30 protein-coding genes are annotated in these 17,529 nt (G+C 63.9%); all 30 read left to right on the forward strand.

Annotation, left to right across the window (positions count from 1 at the left end; genetic code table 11):
• A partial coding sequence (locus LGR44_RS10645) for an EF-Tu C-terminal domain-related protein (RefSeq protein ID WP_449871015.1) occupies window positions 1–127 on the forward strand: 127 nt, incomplete at its 5' end.
• Between the two features lie 64 nt (window positions 128–191).
• A complete protein-coding gene (gene rpsJ, locus LGR44_RS10650; RefSeq protein ID WP_009764298.1) occupies window positions 192–500 on the forward strand; it encodes a 30S ribosomal protein S10 in 309 nt (102 codons plus the stop codon).
• Between the two features lie 46 nt (window positions 501–546).
• Window positions 547–1,278, forward strand: a complete 732-nt coding sequence (gene rplC / locus LGR44_RS10655) for a 50S ribosomal protein L3 (RefSeq protein WP_226740215.1) — start codon at window positions 547–549, stop codon at window positions 1,276–1,278.
• Window positions 1,278–1,898: a 50S ribosomal protein L4 gene (gene rplD / locus LGR44_RS10660; RefSeq protein WP_226740217.1), complete on the forward strand. Its 621-nt coding sequence runs from the start codon at window positions 1,278–1,280 to the stop codon at window positions 1,896–1,898. The genes rplC and rplD overlap by 1 nt, the downstream gene beginning before the upstream one ends.
• Window positions 1,895–2,191, forward strand: a complete 297-nt coding sequence (locus tag LGR44_RS10665) for a 50S ribosomal protein L23 (RefSeq protein ID WP_226740219.1) — start codon at window positions 1,895–1,897, stop codon at window positions 2,189–2,191. Before rplD ends, LGR44_RS10665 begins: the two co-directional genes overlap by 4 nt.
• Before the next feature lie 20 nt (window positions 2,192–2,211).
• Window positions 2,212–3,048, forward strand: coding sequence for a 50S ribosomal protein L2 (gene rplB, locus LGR44_RS10670; RefSeq protein ID WP_226740221.1), 837 nt, complete (start codon window positions 2,212–2,214; stop codon window positions 3,046–3,048).
• Window positions 3,049–3,063: 15 nt separating this feature from the next.
• Window positions 3,064–3,342, forward strand: coding sequence for a 30S ribosomal protein S19 (rpsS, locus tag LGR44_RS10675; protein ID WP_114187985.1), 279 nt, complete (start codon window positions 3,064–3,066; stop codon window positions 3,340–3,342).
• A gap of 1 nt (window position 3,343) precedes the next feature.
• Window positions 3,344–3,724, forward strand: a complete 381-nt coding sequence (gene rplV / locus LGR44_RS10680) for a 50S ribosomal protein L22 (RefSeq protein ID WP_114187984.1) — start codon at window positions 3,344–3,346, stop codon at window positions 3,722–3,724.
• A gap of 11 nt (window positions 3,725–3,735) precedes the next feature.
• Window positions 3,736–4,440 (forward strand): 30S ribosomal protein S3, encoded by a 705-nt coding sequence (gene rpsC, locus LGR44_RS10685; RefSeq protein WP_226740223.1) that lies wholly within the window; start codon window positions 3,736–3,738, stop codon window positions 4,438–4,440.
• Between the two features lie 24 nt (window positions 4,441–4,464).
• A complete protein-coding gene (gene rplP / locus LGR44_RS10690) occupies window positions 4,465–4,878 on the forward strand; it encodes a 50S ribosomal protein L16 (protein WP_226740225.1) in 414 nt (137 codons plus the stop codon).
• Window positions 4,879–4,888: 10 nt separating this feature from the next.
• Window positions 4,889–5,101, forward strand: coding sequence for a 50S ribosomal protein L29 (gene rpmC, locus LGR44_RS10695; RefSeq protein WP_226740227.1), 213 nt, complete (start codon window positions 4,889–4,891; stop codon window positions 5,099–5,101).
• Window positions 5,102–5,113: 12 nt separating this feature from the next.
• Window positions 5,114–5,353, forward strand: coding sequence for a 30S ribosomal protein S17 (rpsQ, locus tag LGR44_RS10700; RefSeq protein WP_226740229.1), 240 nt, complete (start codon window positions 5,114–5,116; stop codon window positions 5,351–5,353).
• Window positions 5,354–5,516: 163 nt separating this feature from the next.
• On the forward strand, window positions 5,517–5,885 hold the full coding sequence (gene rplN / locus LGR44_RS10705) for a 50S ribosomal protein L14 (RefSeq protein WP_009764309.1): 369 nt from the start codon (window positions 5,517–5,519) through the stop codon (window positions 5,883–5,885).
• Window positions 5,885–6,202, forward strand: a complete 318-nt coding sequence (gene rplX, locus LGR44_RS10710) for a 50S ribosomal protein L24 (protein WP_226740231.1) — start codon at window positions 5,885–5,887, stop codon at window positions 6,200–6,202. The genes rplN and rplX overlap by 1 nt, the downstream gene beginning before the upstream one ends.
• Window positions 6,195–6,761, forward strand: a complete 567-nt coding sequence (rplE, locus tag LGR44_RS10715) for a 50S ribosomal protein L5 (protein ID WP_226740233.1) — start codon at window positions 6,195–6,197, stop codon at window positions 6,759–6,761. Before rplX ends, rplE begins: the two co-directional genes overlap by 8 nt.
• 40 nt (window positions 6,762–6,801) lie before the next feature.
• A complete protein-coding gene (rpsN, locus tag LGR44_RS10720) occupies window positions 6,802–7,107 on the forward strand; it encodes a 30S ribosomal protein S14 (protein WP_226740235.1) in 306 nt (101 codons plus the stop codon).
• 13 nt (window positions 7,108–7,120) lie between these two features.
• Window positions 7,121–7,516 (forward strand): 30S ribosomal protein S8, encoded by a 396-nt coding sequence (gene rpsH, locus LGR44_RS10725; protein WP_226740237.1) that lies wholly within the window; start codon window positions 7,121–7,123, stop codon window positions 7,514–7,516.
• 37 nt (window positions 7,517–7,553) lie between these two features.
• Window positions 7,554–8,087: a 50S ribosomal protein L6 gene (rplF, locus tag LGR44_RS10730; RefSeq protein ID WP_226740239.1), complete on the forward strand. Its 534-nt coding sequence runs from the start codon at window positions 7,554–7,556 to the stop codon at window positions 8,085–8,087.
• A gap of 12 nt (window positions 8,088–8,099) precedes the next feature.
• Window positions 8,100–8,462, forward strand: coding sequence for a 50S ribosomal protein L18 (gene rplR, locus LGR44_RS10735; RefSeq protein WP_226740242.1), 363 nt, complete (start codon window positions 8,100–8,102; stop codon window positions 8,460–8,462).
• A 62-nt stretch (window positions 8,463–8,524) separates the two neighbouring features.
• Window positions 8,525–9,094: a 30S ribosomal protein S5 gene (gene rpsE, locus LGR44_RS10740; RefSeq protein ID WP_226740244.1), complete on the forward strand. Its 570-nt coding sequence runs from the start codon at window positions 8,525–8,527 to the stop codon at window positions 9,092–9,094.
• 14 nt (window positions 9,095–9,108) lie between these two features.
• A complete protein-coding gene (rpmD, locus tag LGR44_RS10745; RefSeq protein WP_226740246.1) occupies window positions 9,109–9,318 on the forward strand; it encodes a 50S ribosomal protein L30 in 210 nt (69 codons plus the stop codon).
• Between the two features lie 10 nt (window positions 9,319–9,328).
• On the forward strand, window positions 9,329–9,802 hold the full coding sequence (gene rplO, locus LGR44_RS10750) for a 50S ribosomal protein L15 (RefSeq protein ID WP_226740248.1): 474 nt from the start codon (window positions 9,329–9,331) through the stop codon (window positions 9,800–9,802).
• Window positions 9,803–9,904: 102 nt separating this feature from the next.
• Window positions 9,905–11,242: a preprotein translocase subunit SecY gene (secY, locus tag LGR44_RS10755; RefSeq protein ID WP_226740250.1), complete on the forward strand. Its 1,338-nt coding sequence runs from the start codon at window positions 9,905–9,907 to the stop codon at window positions 11,240–11,242.
• 54 nt (window positions 11,243–11,296) lie between these two features.
• Window positions 11,297–11,878 (forward strand): adenylate kinase, encoded by a 582-nt coding sequence (locus tag LGR44_RS10760; RefSeq protein WP_226740252.1) that lies wholly within the window; start codon window positions 11,297–11,299, stop codon window positions 11,876–11,878.
• 221 nt (window positions 11,879–12,099) lie between these two features.
• Window positions 12,100–12,468, forward strand: a complete 369-nt coding sequence (gene rpsM / locus LGR44_RS10765; RefSeq protein ID WP_226740253.1) for a 30S ribosomal protein S13 — start codon at window positions 12,100–12,102, stop codon at window positions 12,466–12,468.
• 84 nt (window positions 12,469–12,552) lie between these two features.
• Window positions 12,553–12,942: a 30S ribosomal protein S11 gene (rpsK, locus tag LGR44_RS10770; RefSeq protein WP_047186967.1), complete on the forward strand. Its 390-nt coding sequence runs from the start codon at window positions 12,553–12,555 to the stop codon at window positions 12,940–12,942.
• 87 nt (window positions 12,943–13,029) lie between these two features.
• Window positions 13,030–14,052: a DNA-directed RNA polymerase subunit alpha gene (locus LGR44_RS10775; protein ID WP_377035154.1), complete on the forward strand. Its 1,023-nt coding sequence runs from the start codon at window positions 13,030–13,032 to the stop codon at window positions 14,050–14,052.
• 115 nt (window positions 14,053–14,167) lie between these two features.
• Window positions 14,168–14,587 (forward strand): 50S ribosomal protein L17, encoded by a 420-nt coding sequence (rplQ, locus tag LGR44_RS10780; RefSeq protein ID WP_226740258.1) that lies wholly within the window; start codon window positions 14,168–14,170, stop codon window positions 14,585–14,587.
• A 190-nt stretch (window positions 14,588–14,777) separates the two neighbouring features.
• Window positions 14,778–16,142 (forward strand): Do family serine endopeptidase, encoded by a 1,365-nt coding sequence (locus tag LGR44_RS10785; protein ID WP_226740482.1) that lies wholly within the window; start codon window positions 14,778–14,780, stop codon window positions 16,140–16,142.
• A gap of 63 nt (window positions 16,143–16,205) precedes the next feature.
• Window positions 16,206–17,522, forward strand: a complete 1,317-nt coding sequence (locus tag LGR44_RS10790; protein WP_226740260.1) for a replication-associated recombination protein A — start codon at window positions 16,206–16,208, stop codon at window positions 17,520–17,522.
• The last annotated feature ends 7 nt before the right edge of the window (window positions 17,523–17,529 follow it).

Consider the following 17,529-nt stretch of genomic DNA (forward strand, 5'->3'; position numbering starts at 1 on the left):
GGGCGACAACATCACCATGGATGTCGAGCTGATCGTGCCGATCGCCATGGAGGAGAAGCTGCGCTTCGCCATCCGTGAGGGCGGCCGCACCGTCGGTGCCGGCGTCGTCGCTCAGGTCATGGATTAAGTTTTAAGAGGATCAAAGGAGTAGGCCGGTTTCGGCCGGTCTTCTCCCTTGTTGAGGTCAACCCATGAACGGTCAGAACATTCGCATTCGCCTTAAGGCGTTCGACCATCGGATCCTCGACGCTTCGACACGGGAAATCGTGTCGACTGCGAAGCGGACCGGTGCCCAGGTACGCGGGCCCATCCCGCTGCCGACCCGTATCGAACGCTTTACGGTTCTTCGCTCGCCTCACATCGACAAGAAGTCGCGTGAGCAGTTCGAGATGCGCACTCACAAGCGCGTTCTCGATATCGTGGACCCCACCCCCCAGACCGTCGACGCGCTGATGAAGCTCGATCTTGCGGCGGGCGTGGACGTGGAGATCAAGCTCTAAGCCTCGCGCTTGGAGCTTACGGTAGACACGTCGAGAGGATACGCACATGCGCTCAGGCGTCATTGCACAGAAATTGGGAATGACCCGCATCTTCACGGATGCAGGTGAACATGTCCCGGTCACGGTTCTGAAGGTCGACCAGTGCCAAGTGGTCGCCCACCGGACCAAGGAAAAGAACGGCTACACCGCGCTGCAGGTCGGCGTCGGCAAGGCCAAGGTCAAGAACGTCTCGAAGGCTGAGCGCGGCCGTTTCGCCGTCGCCCAGGTCGAGCCCAAGCGCAAGCTTGCGGAGTTCCGCGTCTCCGAGGATGCCGTCATCCCGGTGGGCGCCGAGATCACCGCCGACCACTTCATTGCCGGCCAGTTCGTCGATGTCACAGGCATCACGACCGGTAAGGGCTTTGCCGGTGGTATGAAGCGCTGGAACTTCGGCGGCCTTCGCGCCACGCACGGCGTGTCGGTCTCCCACCGCTCCATCGGTTCGACCGGTGGTCGCCAGGATCCGGGCAAGACGTTCAAGAACAAGAAGATGCCGGGTCACCTCGGTGTCGAGCGCGTGACGACGCAGAACCTGCGCGTCGTGTCGACCGACGTCGAGCGCGGTCTGATCCTCGTCGAAGGCGCCGTTCCGGGCGTCGCCGGCGGCTGGATCTTCGTCCGTGACGCGGTGAAGCGCAAGCTGCCGAAGGATGTGCCGATGCCCGGCGCCTTCCGTTCGAACGGCGACAACGCTGTACCGGCCGCTCCGGCAGTTGAAGCCCAAGAGGAGAATGCGTGATGAAGCTCGATATCACCACGCTTGAGGGCGCCAAGGCCGGCTCGGTCGATCTGGACGAGGCCATTTTCGGTCTCGATCCTCGCGCCGATCTGCTTGCCCGTTGCGTCCGCTGGCAGCTCGCGAAGCGCCAGGCCGGCACGCACGCCGTGAAGAACCGTTCGGACATCGACCGGACGACCAAGAAGGTCTACAAGCAGAAGGGCACCGGCAGCGCCCGCCACGGCGCCGCGAGCGCTCCCCAGTTCCGGGGCGGCGGTCGTGCCTTCGGCCCGCAGGTCCGCAGCCATGCACACGACCTGCCCAAGAAGGTCCGCGCTCTTGCTCTGAAGCATGCGCTCTCGTCCAAGGCCAAGGACGCTTCGCTCATCGTCGTCGATGACGTGCAGCTCTCCGAGCCCAAGACGAAGGCTCTCGTGGAGCGGTTCGGCAAGCTCGGTCTGGCGAATGCCCTGATCATCGGCGGTGCCGAGATCGAGGCGAACTTCCAGCGGGCTGCTCGCAACATCCCGAACATCGACGTCCTGCCGGTGCAGGGCATCAACGTCTATGACATCCTGCGTCGCGAGAAGCTCGTTCTCACGAAGGCGGCTGTCGATGCGCTGGAGGCGCGCTTCAAATGAGCCTGGACCCGCGCCATTACGATGTGATCGTAAGCCCGGTCATCACCGAGAAGGCTACGACCCTGTCCGAGCAGAACAAGGTTGTCTTCAAGGTGCGGACCGATGCGACGAAGCCGCAGATCAAGGAAGCGGTTGAGAAGCTGTTCGATGTCAAGGTGAAGAGCGTCAACACGCTCGTCACCAAGGGCAAGGTGAAGATGTTCCGCGGCACCCGCGGCCAGCGGTCGGACGTGAAGAAGGCGGTTGTGACCCTCGAAGAGGGCCAGGCCATCGACATCACGACGGGCCTCTGATCGGACGAGAGAGTGATCCGATGGCTTTGAAGACTTTCAAACCAATCACCCCCGGCCTGCGCCAGCTGGTGATCGTCGACCGCAGCGAGCTCTACAAGGGCAAGCCGGTCAAGGCGCTGACGGAGGGCAAGAGCTCCTCCGGCGGCCGCAACAACCTCGGCCGTGTCACCGTCCGCTTCCGCGGCGGTGGTCACAAGCGCACCCTGCGCAACGTCGACTTCAAGCGCCGCGGGCGCATGGGCGACGTCGCGACGGTGGATCGGATCGAGTACGATCCGAACCGCAGCGCCTTCATCGCGCTGATCCGCTACGCCGACGGCGAGCTGTCCTACATCCTGGCCCCGCAGCGTCTGGCTGTCGGCGATCAGGTTTCGGCCGGCGAGCAGGTCGACATCAAGCCGGGCAATGCGATGCCGATCGGCAACATGCCGGTGGGAACGATCATCCACAACGTGGAGCTGAAGATCGGCCGTGGCGGCGCTATCGCCCGCTCCGCCGGTACCTACGCCCAGATCGTGGGTCGTGACCAGGGCTACGTGACGGTCCGCCTGAACTCCGGCGAACAGCGCCTGGTCCATGGCCAGTGCTTCGCCACCGTCGGCGCCGTGTCGAACCCCGACCACATGAACACGTCGGCCGGTAAGGCCGGTCGTAACCGGTGGCTCGGCAAGCGTCCGCACAACCGCGGCGTTGCCATGAACCCGATCGACCACCCGCACGGTGGTGGTGAGGGCCGTACCTCGGGCGGTCGCCATCCGGTGACCCCGTGGGGTATTCCGACCAAGGGCAAGAAAACCCGTTCGAACAAGCGGACCGACAAGTTCATCGTGTCGAGCCGCCACGCACGGAAGAAGTAAGGATAGAGGCACGTCATGGCACGTTCGCTTTGGAAGGGTCCGTTCGTCGACGGCTACCTCCTCAAGAAGGCCGAGGCTGCCCGTGGTGCGGGCCGCTCCGAGGTCATCAAGATCTGGAGCCGCCGCTCCACGATCCTCCCGCAGTTCGTGGGCCTCACTTTCGGGGTCTACAACGGTCAGAAGCACATCCCCGTCTACGTGAGCGAGGAGATGGTTGGGCACAAGTTCGGCGAGTTCTCGCCGACCCGCACCTTCCACGGTCACGCAGCGGACAAGAAGGCGAAGAGGAAGTAAGATGGGTAAGGCCGCGACTCCTCGCGCACTGAGCGATCAAGAGGCTCAAGCCGTCGCTCGCATGCTGCGCGTCAGCCCTCAGAAGCTCAATCTTGTTGCGGCCCTCATCCGCGGCAAGAAGGTTTCCACGGCGCTTGCCGATCTCGAGTTCTCCCGCAAGCGGATTGCTCGTGACGTCAAGAAGTGCCTCGAGAGCGCCATCGCCAACGCCGAGAACAACCACAACCTCGATGTGGACGATCTCGTCGTCAGCCAGGCTTTCGTCGGCAAGGCGCTCGTCATGAAGCGCTTCCATGCCCGGGCCCGTGGCCGGGGCGCTCGTATCATGAAGCCGTTCTCGAACCTCACGATCGTGGTTCGGGAAGTCGCCGAACAGGCGTAAAGGAGAACCAGATGGGTCAGAAAGTTAACCCGATTGGTCTTCGGCTCGGCATCAACCGGACCTGGGACTCGCGCTGGTTCGCCGGCAAGGGCGAGTACGCCAAGCTGATGCATGAGGACATGGCGATCCGCGAAGCTCTCATGAAGCAGCTCAAGCAGGCCGCCGTTTCGAAGATCGTGATCGAGCGTCCGCACAAGAAGTGCCGCGTCACCATTCACTCGGGCCGTCCGGGCGTGGTGATCGGCAAGAAGGGCGCCGACATCGAGAAGCTCCGCAAGACCGTCAGCAAGATGACGGATGCGGATGTGTCGATCAACATCGTCGAGGTCCGCAAGCCGGAAGTCGACGCTACCCTGGTGGCGGATTCGATCGCCCAGCAGCTGGAGCGCCGCGTTGCGTTCCGCCGCGCCATGAAGCGCGCCGTTCAGTCGGCGATGCGTCTGGGCGCCGAGGGCATCCGGATCAACTGCTCGGGCCGTCTCGGCGGCGCGGAAATCGCCCGTCTGGAATGGTATCGCGAGGGTCGCGTTCCGCTGCATACGCTCCGTGCGGATGTGGATTACGGCACGTCGACGGCCTTCACGACCTACGGCACCTGCGGCATCAAGGTCTGGATCTTCAAGGGTGAAATCCTTGAGCACGACCCGATGGCCCAGGACAAGCGGATGAACGACGAAGGTGGCCGTTCCGGTGGTCGCCGCGAGCAGGCGGCGTAACCGAGAGGGCAGGAGAGGTTTGCCATGTTGCAACCGAAGAAAACCAAGTTCCGTAAGCAGTTCAAGGGCCGCATTTCCGGCACTGCGAAGGGCGGTACGGACCTCAACTTCGGCCAGTTCGGCCTGAAGGCGATGGAACCCGAGCGTGTGAACGCTCGTCAGATCGAGGCGGCCCGCCGCGCGATCACCCGCGCCATGAAGCGCGCCGGTCGCGTGTGGATCCGGATCTTCCCGGACGTGCCCGTGTCGACGAAGCCGACCGAAGTGCGTATGGGTAAGGGCAAGGGCGCTCCGGAATACTGGGCCGCCAAGGTCAAGCCCGGCCGTATCATGTTCGAGATCGACGGCGTGCCGGAGGATGTCGCCCGCGAGGCGCTTCGTCTCGGCGCGGCCAAGCTCCCGATCAAGGTGCGCTTCATCCAGCGCATTGCTGAGTAAGGAGGGAATCATGAAGTCGAAGCAGAGAACCTCTGACCTCAACGCGATGACGACGGACCAGCTCTCGGACGAGCTCCTGAACCTGAAGAAGGAGCAGTTCAACCTGCGCTTCCAGCGGGCGACGGGGCAGCTCGAAAACACCGGACGCGTCCGCCAGGTCCGCAGGGACATCGCCCGCGTCAAGACGCTGCAGCGCCAGAAAACGGCCTCGGCGAAGGCTTAAGAGGGATTCAAGATGCCAAAGCGCGTTTTGCAAGGCGTCGTTGTCAGCGATAAGCAGGACAAGACGGTCGTCGTGAAGGTGGAACGCCGTTTCACGCATCCGGTCATGAAAAAGACCGTGCGTAAGACGAAGAACTACCACGCCCACGACGAGAACAACACTGCCAAGGTTGGCGATACGGTCTTCATCGAGGAGTCCCGTCCGCTGTCCAAACTCAAGACCTGGGTGCTCGTCAACGAAGCGAAGGCTTAATCAGCCTACGTTTTGGGGTTGTCTAACGGGGGCGGCTCGTGTATACGGCCGCCTTTCTCGACATGAAGGGCAGGGGACGTCAGATCCCCGTCAGGCGTAGTCCGGGAAGGCAATCGTGCCTTGGCCCGGAAACCTGTCTGAAACAAAGGAAAGGATCAAAGCCATGATCCAGATGCAGACGAATCTTGACGTCGCCGACAATTCCGGCGCCCGTCGCGTGATGTGCATCAAGGTTCTCGGCGGTTCGAAGCGTAAGTACGCTTCTGTCGGCGATATTATCGTCGTCTCCGTAAAAGAGGCTATTCCGCGCGGCCGCGTGAAGAAGGGCGACGTCATGAAGGCGGTCGTCGTGCGCACCGCCAAGGACATCCGTCGCGCCGACGGCTCCGTCATCCGGTTCGACCGGAACGCGGCCGTTCTGATCAACAATCAGAAAGAGCCGGTCGGTACCCGTATCTTCGGCCCCGTTCCCCGCGAACTGCGTGCCAAGAACCACATGAAGATCATTTCGCTTGCGCCGGAGGTGCTCTAATGGCCGCGAAGATCAAGAAGGGCGACAAGGTCGTCGTCCTGACCGGTCGCGACAAGGGCAAGACCGGTGAAGTCGTGCAGGTGATTCCGAAGGAAGAGCGCGCGGTCGTCCGCGGCGTCAACCTGGTGAAGCGCCACCAGCGCCAGACGGCAGCACAAGAGGGCGGCATCATCTCGAAAGAGGCGCCGATCCACCTGTCGAACCTGGCTTATGCAGACCCGAAGGACGGCAAGCCGACCCGGGTTGGTTTCAAGGTTCTGGAAGACGGCCGCAAGGTTCGTTTCGCCAAGCGTTCGGGAGACCTGATCGATGGCTAAGGCTCAGGTGGACGGCTACACGCCGCGGCTGAAGAAGCACTACGAGGAAGTGGTGCGTCCGAAGCTGATCGAAGAATTCGGCTACAAGAACCCCATGGAAGTGCCGACGATCACCAAGATCGTCCTCAACATGGGCGTCGGCGAGTCGACGGCCGACTCGAAGAAGGCCTCGGTCGCCGCTGGCGATCTCGCTCTCATCGCCGGCCAGAAGCCGGTGATCACGAAGGCCCGCAAGGCGATCTCGCAGTTCAAGGTCCGCGAGGGCATGCCGATCGGCGCCAAGGTCACGCTGCGCAAGGCTCGCATGTACGAGTTCATGGATCGCCTCGTGACGATCGCGCTTCCCCGCGTCCGCGACTTCCGGGGCCTGAACCCCAAGTCGTTCGACGGCCGCGGCAACTATGCGCTCGGTATCAAGGAGCACCTGGTGTTCCCTGAGATCAACTACGACAAGGCTGAGCAGGTTTGGGGTATGGACGTCATCATCGCCACCACGGCGAAGACCGACGACGAAGCCCGTGCGCTGCTCCGTCACTTCAACTTCCCGTTCCGGCAGTGAGGATAGCTGTCCTCAGACGCGGACACTGGAGATAGATCGAATGGCTAAGAAAAGCTCTATTGAGAAGAACAAGCTTCGTCGCAAGCTCGTGAAGCAGTACGCCGGACGCCGCGAGCGTCTGCTGGCGACCGCCAACGACGAGACGAAGTCCATGGAGGAGCGCTTCGAGGCGCGCCTCAAGCTGGCCGAGCTGCCCCGCAACTCGAGCCCCACCCGTATCCGGAATCGCTGCGAAGTGACCGGCCGTCCGCGTGCGTACTACCGCAAGCTCGGCATGTCCCGTATCGCTCTTCGCGAACTCGGTTCCAAGGGCCTGATTCCGGGCCTCGTGAAGTCCAGCTGGTAAGGGAGGGCATCTGATGGTGAACGATCCGTTGGGCGATATGCTCACCCGTATCCGCAACGCGCAGATGCGCCGTCGCGGTTCGGTTATGACCCCCGGCTCGAAGCTTCGCGCCCGCGTCCTCGAAGTTCTGAAGAACGAGGGCTACATCCGCGACTATTCGCAGACCGAGTTCGGCAATGGCCGGACGGAGTTTTCGATCGAGCTCAAGTACTATGACGGCCAGCCGGTGATCCGCTCCATCGAGCGCGTCTCCAAGCCGGGCCGCCGCGTGTACGCATCCGTCGATACCATGCCGCGCGTCGCCGACGGCCTCGGAATCACGATCCTCTCGACGCCCCAGGGCGTGATGGCCGATCATGAGGCCCGGGAGAAGAACGTGGGCGGCGAAGTGCTCTGCAAGGTCTTCTAAGACCTCAGGCACAGCACAGAACCACGGAGATTCCAGAATGTCCCGAGTAGGCAAGAAGCCCGTTTCGGTTCCGTCCGGTGTGACGGCGACCGTCGACGGTCAGATGGTGAAGGTGAAGGGCACGAAGGGCGAACTCTCGTTCCTCGTTCCCGAAGAAGTGTCGGTCGTTCTCGAGGACTGCGCCGTGTCGGTGAACCCGCGCGACGAGTCCAAGACGGCCCGTGCGAAGTGGGGCATGGCCCGCGCTCAGGTGGCGAACCTGGTCGAGGGCGTGTCCAAGGGCTTCGAGAAGCGTCTTGAGATCAACGGCGTCGGTTACCGCGCTGCCGTTGCCGGCAAGGTGCTGAAGCTCTCGCTGGGCTACAGCCACGACATCGACTACGAAATCCCGGCCGGCGTGACGATCACGACGCCGAAGCCGACGGAAGTCGTCGTCGCGGGCATCGACAAGCAGAAGGTCGGCCAGACTGCCGCAGAGATCCGCGAATACCGCGGTCCGGAGCCCTACAAGGGCAAGGGCGTCAAGTATGCCGACGAATTCATCTTCCGCAAGGAAGGCAAGAAGAAGTAAGGACGACGTATCATGGCTGAGAAGAAAGGCGCCGAAGATCGCCGCAAGGCTCGTGTGCGCCGTGCGATCAAGAAGGCAGCGAATGGTCGTCCGCGTTTGTCGGTCTTCCGTTCGTCCAAGCAGATCTATGCCCAAATCATCGACGACGAGCGCGGTCACACCGTCGCTTCGGCGTCGACCCTCGAGAAGGACCTGCGCGGCAAGCTCAAGACCGGCGCCACCGTCGATGCGGCGAAGGAAGTTGGGCGGCTCGTGGCTGAGCGCGCGGCTGCTGCCGGCGTGAAGCAGGTCATCTTCGACCGGTCCGGCTATCTCTTCCACGGTCGCGTGAAGGCTCTGGCCGACGCGGCTCGCGAGGGTGGTCTCGATTTCTAACGGCGGGTTTTGATCAAAACCCTTAGCGAGCGGGCCCGCCGCCCGCGCAAGTGAGAGGTCTCATGGCTAGAGAACCAAGAGAACGTGCTGATCGCGAAGAGCGCGACAGCGAATTCGTCGATCGGTTGGTGCACATCAACCGCGTCGCGAAGGTCGTGAAGGGCGGACGCCGCTTCGGCTTCGCCGCCCTGGTGGTCGTCGGCGACCAGAAGGGCCGCGTCGGCTTCGGCCACGGCAAGGCCCGTGAGGTGCCGGAGGCGATCCGCAAGGCAACCGACGCTGCGAAGCGTTCCATGATCCGCGTCGCGCTCCGCGAGGGCCGCACGCTGCATCACGACGTGAACGGCCGCCACGGCGCCGGCAAGGTCGTGCTCCGCGCTGCTCCTCAGGGTACCGGCATCATCGCCGGCGGTCCGATGCGCGCAGTGTTCGAGACGCTCGGCATGCAGGACGTGGTCGCCAAGTCGCTCGGCTCGTCGAACCCGTACAACCTCGTGCGCGCCACCTTCGATGCGCTCAAGAACGAGGACAGCCCGCGTTCGGTCGCCGCTCGTCGTGGTCTCAAGGTTTCGACGCTGCAGGCTCGCCGTCGCGATGCCGGCTCCGAAGAAGCCGTCGGCGCTGAAGCGTAAGGGAGGCTGGATCCATGGCGAAGCAGCCTGCCGCCGATGCGGCAAAGACCATCACCGTTGAGCAGATCGGTTCGCCGATCCGCCGTGAAGCCAAGCAGCGCCAGACGCTGGTCGGCCTCAAGCTCAACAAGCTTCACCGTACTTCGACCTTGGAAGACACGCCTGCGGTTCGCGGCATGATCGAAAAGGTCAAGCACCTCGTGCGCGTTGTCGACGGGCAGTGAGGAGAGCGTCATGAAACTCAACGAAATTCGTGACAACGAAGGCGCTACGAAGAACCGGATGCGTGTCGGCCGTGGTATCGGCTCCGGCAAGGGCAAGACCGGCGGACGCGGCGTCAAGGGTCAGAAGGCGCGTACCGGCGTCTCGATCAAGGGCTTCGAAGGCGGTCAGATGCCTCTGCATCGCCGTCTGCCGAAGCGCGGCTTCAACAAGCCGAACGCGATCGAGCTGAACGAGGTCAACCTCGGCCGTATCCAGCAGGCCGTCGAGGCCGGCAAGCTCGATGCGGGCACGCCGGTCACCAACGAGGCCCTGTTCGCCGCCGGCATCGTCTCCAAGCCGCGCGACGGCGTGAAGATCCTCGGCGTGGGCGAGCTGAAGACCAAGCTCTCGTTCCAGGTCGCGGGCGCGTCCAAGTCGGCCGTCGAGGCCATCGAGAAGGCGGGTGGTTCGGTGACCCTTCTGGGCGCCGTTGCACAGGCGTGAGCCAGCGCCCACATTGAATGACCAAGCGGCGGCCCGCGTCTGATCGCGAGGCCGCCGTTTGCGTGATCGACATCACGTATCCTAGTATTTCGGGGACGGAACATGGCTTCAGCAGCCGAACAACTTGCGGCAAACATCAATTTTGGTTCGATCGCCAAAGCCGAGGAGTTGAAGAAGCGCATTTGGTTTACCCTCGGTGCGCTCATCGTCTACCGTCTCGGCACCTACATCCCGCTGCCCGGCATCGATCCCGAAGCTCTTCGCCAGAGCTTCCAGAGCGCCAGCGGCGGTGTGCTGGGTCTCTTCAACATGTTCTCCGGCGGTGCCGTCGAGCGCATGGCGATCTTCGCCCTCAACATCATGCCGTACATCTCGGCCTCGATCATTATCCAGCTGCTCACGTCGGTTCTTCCGTCGTTGGAGGCGCTGAAGAAGGAAGGCGAGGCGGGGCGCAAGATCCTCAATCAGTACACCCGCTACCTCACCGTTCTGCTCGCGGTGTTCCAGTCCTGGGGCATCGCCGTGGGCCTGCAAAGCTCGGGCAGCATCGTGCAGGATCCCGGCCTCTTCTTCGTGGTCACGGCGGTCATCACCCTGACCGGCGGCACCCTGTTTCTGATGTGGCTCGGCGAGCAGATCACCTCGCGCGGCATCGGCAACGGCACCTCGCTGATCATCTTCGCCGGAATCGTGGCCAACCTGCCGTCGGCCATCGCCGGTACGCTCGAGCTCGGCCGGCAGGGCGCGATCTCCACGGGCCTCATCATCGGCGTGATCGTGATGGCGATCGCCATCATCTACTTCGTGGTCTTCATGGAGCGCGCGCAGCGGCGTCTGCTAATCAACTATCCGAAGCGCCAGGTCGGCAATCGGATGTACGAAGGCCAGACGTCGTTCCTGCCGCTCAAGCTCAACACCTCGGGCGTGATCCCGCCGATCTTCGCGTCGTCGCTCCTGCTCCTGCCGGCCACCATCGCCAGCTTCCAGAGCACCCAGGACGGGACCGGCATCGTCTCGATGCTGACCACCTACCTGGCACATGGGCGCCCGGCCTACATGTTCCTGTATGCCGCGCTGATCGTGTTCTTCGCCTTCTTCTACACGGCGATCGTGTTCAATCCGCAGGAGACGGCCGACAACCTCAAGAAGCAGGGCGGGTTCATTCCGGGCATTCGTCCCGGCGAGCGGACCGCGGAATTCATCGATCAGGTGTTGACTCGTATCACGGTTGTCGGTGCAGCTTATCTGGTCGTCATCTGCCTGATTCCAGAGTTCCTGGTGTCGTACGCGGCGCTTCCGTTCTACTTCGGCGGAACCTCGCTCCTGATCGTCGTGTCCGTCACCATGGACACGGTCGCGCAGGTCCACGGCCATCTGCTGGCTCACCAGTACGAAGGGCTCGTGAAGAAAGCCAAGCTCAAGGGCGGGCGGCGACGGTAAGATCTTGATCCCCGCCGAGGGGCGGGGAGACTCGACGGAGTCAGGGGGGCGTCGATGAGAATCATCCTGCTGGGGCCGCCAGGGGCCGGAAAAGGCACCCAGGCCGTACGTCTGGTGGAGCGTCTGGGAATCCCCCAGCTTTCCACCGGCGATATGCTCCGGGCAGCCGTAGCCGCCGGTACGCCGGTCGGCGTGAAGGCTAAGGCGGTCATGGATTCCGGGGCGCTCGTGTCGGACGACATCGTCATCGGCATCATCGCGGACCGGATCGAAGAGGCGGATGCCAGGAACGGCTTCATCCTCGACGGTTTCCCGCGGACGGTCGCTCAGGCGGAGGCGTTCGACGCCATGCTGGCCGAGAAGGGCCTCAAGCTCGACCATGTGATCGAGTTCAAGGTGAACGAGGCGGAACTGGTCGACCGCATCGTCAAGCGCGCCAAGGAGACCGAGGCGCGGGGCGAGCCGGTCCGCAAGGACGACAACCCGGACGTGTTCAAGACCCGTCTGGAGGCCTACCGTAATCAGACGGCTCCGCTCTCGGCCTATTATGCCGGGAAAGGCGCGCTGAAGACGGTCGACGGCATGCGGCCCATCGACGAGGTGACGGAAGAGATCCGCGCCATCCTCGGCCGCTGACAGGGCAGGGGCCTCGTGCCCTGGCCTGCGAAAAGCGCTTGACCTCCAGCCTCAGGTGCGCTAGGGGGCAAGCCTCTTGCAAAAGAACCTGCTTATCCGGAGGGTTTCGTGAGAAGCCGCTCCGGATTGTTGTGTTCTCTAAACCCGCGCAGGGGCCGGCCTCCACCGGACGCGCGATAACACCACCAGAAGCTTAAGGCTTCGCTACATGGAGACGGACGATGGCCCGTATTGCAGGCGTCAACATCCCGACCAACAAGCGCGTTGTGATCGCGCTTCAGTACATCCACGGCATCGGGGCCAAGAAGGCCCAGGAGATCGTCGAGAAGGTCAACATCCCGGCCGAGCGCCGCGTGAACCAGCTGACCGACGCCGAAGTGCTCCAGATCCGTGAGACGATCGACCGCGACTACATCGTGGAAGGCGACCTGCGCCGCGAAGTTTCCATGAACATCAAGCGTCTCATGGACCTCGGCGTCTATCGTGGCCTGCGCCACCGCCGCAGCCTGCCGGTCCGCGGCCAGCGTACGCACACGAACGCCCGCACCCGCAAGGGCAAGTCGAAGCCGATCGCCGGCAAGAAGAAGTAATCATCAACAGACGGCCGTCCTTCCAGGGCGGCCTTTGTCCCGAGCGCCTGGCATGACGGGCGCGTTTGAAGGATTGGAAGAAGAATGGCTAAAGAAGCGACCCGCGTCCGCCGCCGCGAACGCAAGAACATCGTCTCCGGCGTGGCGCACGTGAACGCCTCGTTCAACAACACCATGATCACCATCACCGACGCCCAGGGCAACACGATCTCCTGGTCCTCGGCTGGCGCCATGGGCTTCAAGGGCTCGCGCAAGTCGACCCCTTACGCCGCGCAGGTTGCGGCTGAAGACGCCGCCCGCAAGGCTTCCGAGCACGGCATGCGCACCCTCGAGGTCGAGGTTTCGGGCCCCGGCTCCGGTCGCGAATCCGCACTGCGCGCCCTGCAGTCGGCCGGCTTCACCGTCACCTCGATCCGTGACGTGACGCCGATCCCGCACAACGGCTGCCGCCCGCGCAAGCGTCGCCGCGTCTAAGATCATCCAGCGCCCGGGTTCGTCCTGGGCGCGTTCCGGTTTTGAGGGTGGGTGGCAAGCCTGCCCTCATTCCGTACCGCAAGAGGTGTGGTTGTGATCCAGAAGAACTGGCAAGAGCTGATTAAGCCCAATAAGCTCGAAGTCTCCCCCGGCGACGATCCGAAGCGCATCGCGACCGTTGTGGCCGAGCCGCTCGAGCGTGGCTTTGGCACGACGCTGGGCAACTCCCTGCGCCGCGTTCTGCTGTCGTCCCTCCAGGGCGCTGCGGTGACGTCGATCCATATCGACGGCGTGTTGCATGAGTTCTCGTCCATCCCGGGCGTCCGCGAGGATGTGACCGATATCGTCCTCAACGTGAAGACGATCGCCATCAAGATGCAGGGCGAGGGTCCGAAGCGCATGGCGCTCCGGAAGACCGGTCCCGGCGCCGTTACGGCAGGTGACATCAACACCGTCGGCGACGTGCAGATCCTGAATCCCGAGCTCGTTCTCTGCACCCTCGACGAGGGCGCCGAGATCCGCATGGAGTTCACGGTCGATACCGGCAAGGGCTATGTCCCGGCCGAGCGCAACCGCGCCGAGGATGCCCCGATCGGCCTCATCCCGGTCGACTCGCTCTACAGCCCGGTCAAGAAGGTGTCGTACCGTATCGAGAACACCCGCGAGGGCCAGATTCTCGACTACGACAAGCTCATCATGACGGTCGAGACCAACGGCGCCGTCACCCCGGAAGATGCCGTCGCCTATGCGGCTCGCATCCTCCAGGACCAGCTCCAGGTTTTCGTCAACTTCGAAGAGCCCCGCAAGGAAGAGACTGCCGCCGCCGCGCCGCAGCTGCCTTTCAACCCGGCCCTGCTCAAGAAGGTCGACGAGCTCGAGCTGTCGGTCCGTTCGGCGAACTGCCTGAAGAACGACAACATCGTCTATATCGGCGACCTCATCCAGAAGTCCGAGGCGGAAATGCTCCGCACCCCGAACTTCGGCCGCAAGTCGCTCAACGAGATCAAAGAAGTTCTCGCTTCCATGGGCCTCCACCTCGGCATGGACGTGCCCGGCTGGCCGCCTGAGAACATCGAAGATCTCGCCAAGCGCTTCGAAGAGCACTACTAAGCCTGTCGGGGATGCCGGCTGAACGGCGTCCCCGTTTTCGTCCCCGCCCGAGGGCGGGATCAAAAGAGAGACGGTCGTCCCTTGGCACGGCGGCCGGAAGATCAAGGAGAAAGCCATGCGTCACGGATTCCGTGGTCGTCGCTTCAACCGCACGACCGAGCACCGCAAAGCAATGTTCGCCAACATGGCGGCTGCGCTGATCAAGCACGAGCAGATCGTCACGACCCTGCCGAAGGCAAAGGACCTCCGTCCGGTCGTCGAGAAGCTCATTACCCTCGGCAAGCGCGGCGACCTGCACGCCCGCCGCCTGGCCATGTCGCAGCTCCGCGACGAGGACATGGTGAAGAAGCTCTTCGCCGTTCTCGGCCCGCGCTACCAGGAGCGCCAGGGTGGCTACACCCGCGTCCTGAAGGCCGGCTTCCGCTACGGCGACAATGCCCCGATGGCCGTGATCGAGTTCGTGGACCGCGACGTGGATGCGCGCGGCCAGGATTCGGGTCCGACCCAGAAGGAAGAGGTCGTCGAGGCTGCGTAAGCCTTGAGGCGATGAAGTTTCAAAGGGCGGTCTTCGGGCCGCCCTTTTTCTTTGCCCGGAATGGACCTCGGTGGCGCGGCTGGAATTTGGCTTTTTCGTCACCACGTCTTATCGAGTTCGCCCGGTGTCACTCACGGATTCGCTCCTCATGCGCCTTGCTTCATACCGCCTGCTGGTCCTTGTTGCCTCAATGATCCTCGGATGGACGGGAGTCCAGGCGCAGACCCGCGTCGCTCCCGAGAGCAGTGCCCAGATCCAGCTCTCCTTTGCTCCCATCGTCCGCAAGACGACCGGAGCGGTGGTGAACGTCTATGCCACCCGCTCCGAGCGCCGGCAGAATGCCGCCATGGAGGAGTTCTTCCGCCGGTTCTTCGGCGACGGCGGCGGGCCCGGCATGCCCCCCGGACGGTCCCAGAGCTCCCTCGGCTCGGGCGTGATCGTGGATCCGTCGGGGCTGGTGATCACGAACAACCACGTGATCGAGAACATGAACGAGGTGAAGGTCGCCCTGGCCGACCGCCGGGAATTCGAGGCCGATATCGTCCTCCGCGATCCCCGCACCGACCTCGCCGTGCTCCGGCTCAAGAACGCATCCAATCTCCAGTTCGTCGAATTCGGGGACTCGGAAGCCCTGCAGGTGGGCGACATCGTGCTCGCCATCGGCAACCCGTTCGGCGTCGGCCAGACCGTCACCCAGGGCATCGTCTCCGCACTGGCGAGGACGCAGGTCGGGATCTCGGACTACCAGTTCTTCATCCAGACCGACGCCGCCATCAACCCGGGCAATTCGGGCGGCGCGCTCATCGACATGAACGGCCGCCTCGTGGGCATCAACACGGCAATCTTCTCCCGCTCGGGCGGCAATATCGGCATCGGCTTCGCCATTCCCTCCAGCATGGTGCGCGTCGTCCTCAATTCGGCCAGGGGAGGGTCCCGCCATGTGGTCCGGCCCTGGCTCGGCGCCCGCCTGCAACCCGTGGACGGCGAGATCGCCGTTAGCCTCGGCCTGGAGCGCCCGACCGGCGTTCTCGTCACCTCGATCTACGACAAGGGGCCCGCCTTCGAGGCCGGCCTGAAGCGCGGGGATGCGATCCTGGCGGTAGATGGACAGGCGGTCGATAATCCGGATGCCTTCGGATATCGCTTCACCCTCAAAGGCACCCAGGGACAGACGCCGCTCACCATCCTGCGCGGCGGCAAGCAGATCGTCATCCAGGTGAGGCTCATGCCCCCTCCGGAAGTCCCGCCCCGGGATCCGGTGCGCATCCGCTCCCGGTCGCCTCTTGCCGGCGCCACGCTGGTGAACATGTCGCCGGCCGTGGCCGAGGAAATGCAGGTCGACATCACCGACGACGGCGTCCTCATCGCAGAGCTGGACGAGCGGAGCGTGGCCGCAAGCCTCGGCTTCCAGAAGGGCGACCAGATCGTCGCCATCAACGGCGAGCGCCTAGCCTCGACCCGGGATGCCCAGCGCATGGCCGACCGGGCCGGAGGCTATTGGGAGATCACCATCAGCCGGGGCGGACGGGTCTTCACCACCGTGCTCGGCCGCTGAGGCGCGGGACGGCGGCGCGTTGTTGGGCTATTGATTCCGCATAAGTGCGAGTGTGCAGGAATCATGAGCGATCTCTTTTCATCCGCCGGCCTCGACCAGAGTGCGCCCCGGCCCCTGGCCGACCGCATGCGGCCGACCAGGCTCTCCGAGGTCGTGGGGCAGGATCACCTTGTCGGGCCGGACGGCATCCTGTCCCGGCTCATCGCTTCCGGCTCCCTCGGGTCCCTTGTCTTCTGGGGGCCGCCCGGCACGGGCAAGACCACCGTGGCGCGGCTCCTGGCGCATGAGACCGAGCTTCACTTCGAGCAGATCTCCGCGATATTTTCCGGTGTCGCGGACCTCAAGAAGGTTTTCGAGGCGGCCCGGCACCGCCGGTCCATGGGGCGGGGCACCCTGCTCTTCGTCGACGAGATCCACCGTTTCAACCGCGCCCAGCTCGATGCCTTCCTCCCGGTGATGGAGGATGGCACGATCACCCTCGTCGGCGCGACGACCGAGAACCCGTCCTTCGAGCTGAACGCGGCCCTTCTTTCCCGGGCGCGCGTCCTCATCTTCAAGTCGCTCGATGAGGCGGCGATTCAGAAGATCCTGCTAAGGGCCGAGGAGATCACGGGGAAGTCCCTTCCGCTTGACGAGGGGGCGAGGGATTCCCTCGTGCGCATGGCCGACGGCGACGGACGGGCCGTGCTGACGCTGGCGGAAGAGGTCTGGCGCTCGGCCAAGCCGGGCGAGACCTTCGATGCCGAGCAGTTGCAGGAGATCATCCAGCGCCGGGCCCCCATTTACGACAAGGGGCAGGAGGGGCACTACAACCTCATTTCCGCCCTGCACAAGACCATCCGGGGCTCGGATCCGGATGCCGCCCTCTATTACCTCGCCCGGATGCTCGACGCCGGCGAGGACCGGCTGTTCATCGCCCGCCGTCTCGTCCGGGCCGCCATCGAGGATATCGGGCTGGCCGATCCGCAGGCGCTCGTCGTCGCCAATGCCGCCAAGGACGCCTTCGACTTCCTGGGCTCGCCCGAAGGCGAACTCGCCCTGGCGCAGGCTGCCGTCTATCTCGCCACGGCGCCGAAATCGAACGCCGTCTATACCGCCTACAAGGCCGCGATGCGGGTGGCGAAGGAGCACGGCTCCCTCATGCCGCCCAAGACCATCCTCAACGCGCCCACCAAGCTGATGAAGAATATCGGCTACGGCGCCACCTACCGCTACGATCACGACGAGCCGGACGCCTTCTCCGGGCAGGATTACTGGCCCGAGAAGCTCGATCGCCAGCATTTCTACGAGCCTGTCGACCGGGGCTTCGAGCGGGAGATCCGCAAGAGGATCGACTGGTGGGAGAGGCTGCGCCGGGAGCGGCGGGGCGAGGGGGAGTAGGCGGAAT

Source organism: Microvirga lenta, from assembly GCF_020532555.1.
In the GTDB taxonomy this organism is placed as follows: Bacteria; Pseudomonadota; Alphaproteobacteria; order Rhizobiales; family Beijerinckiaceae; genus Microvirga; species Microvirga lenta.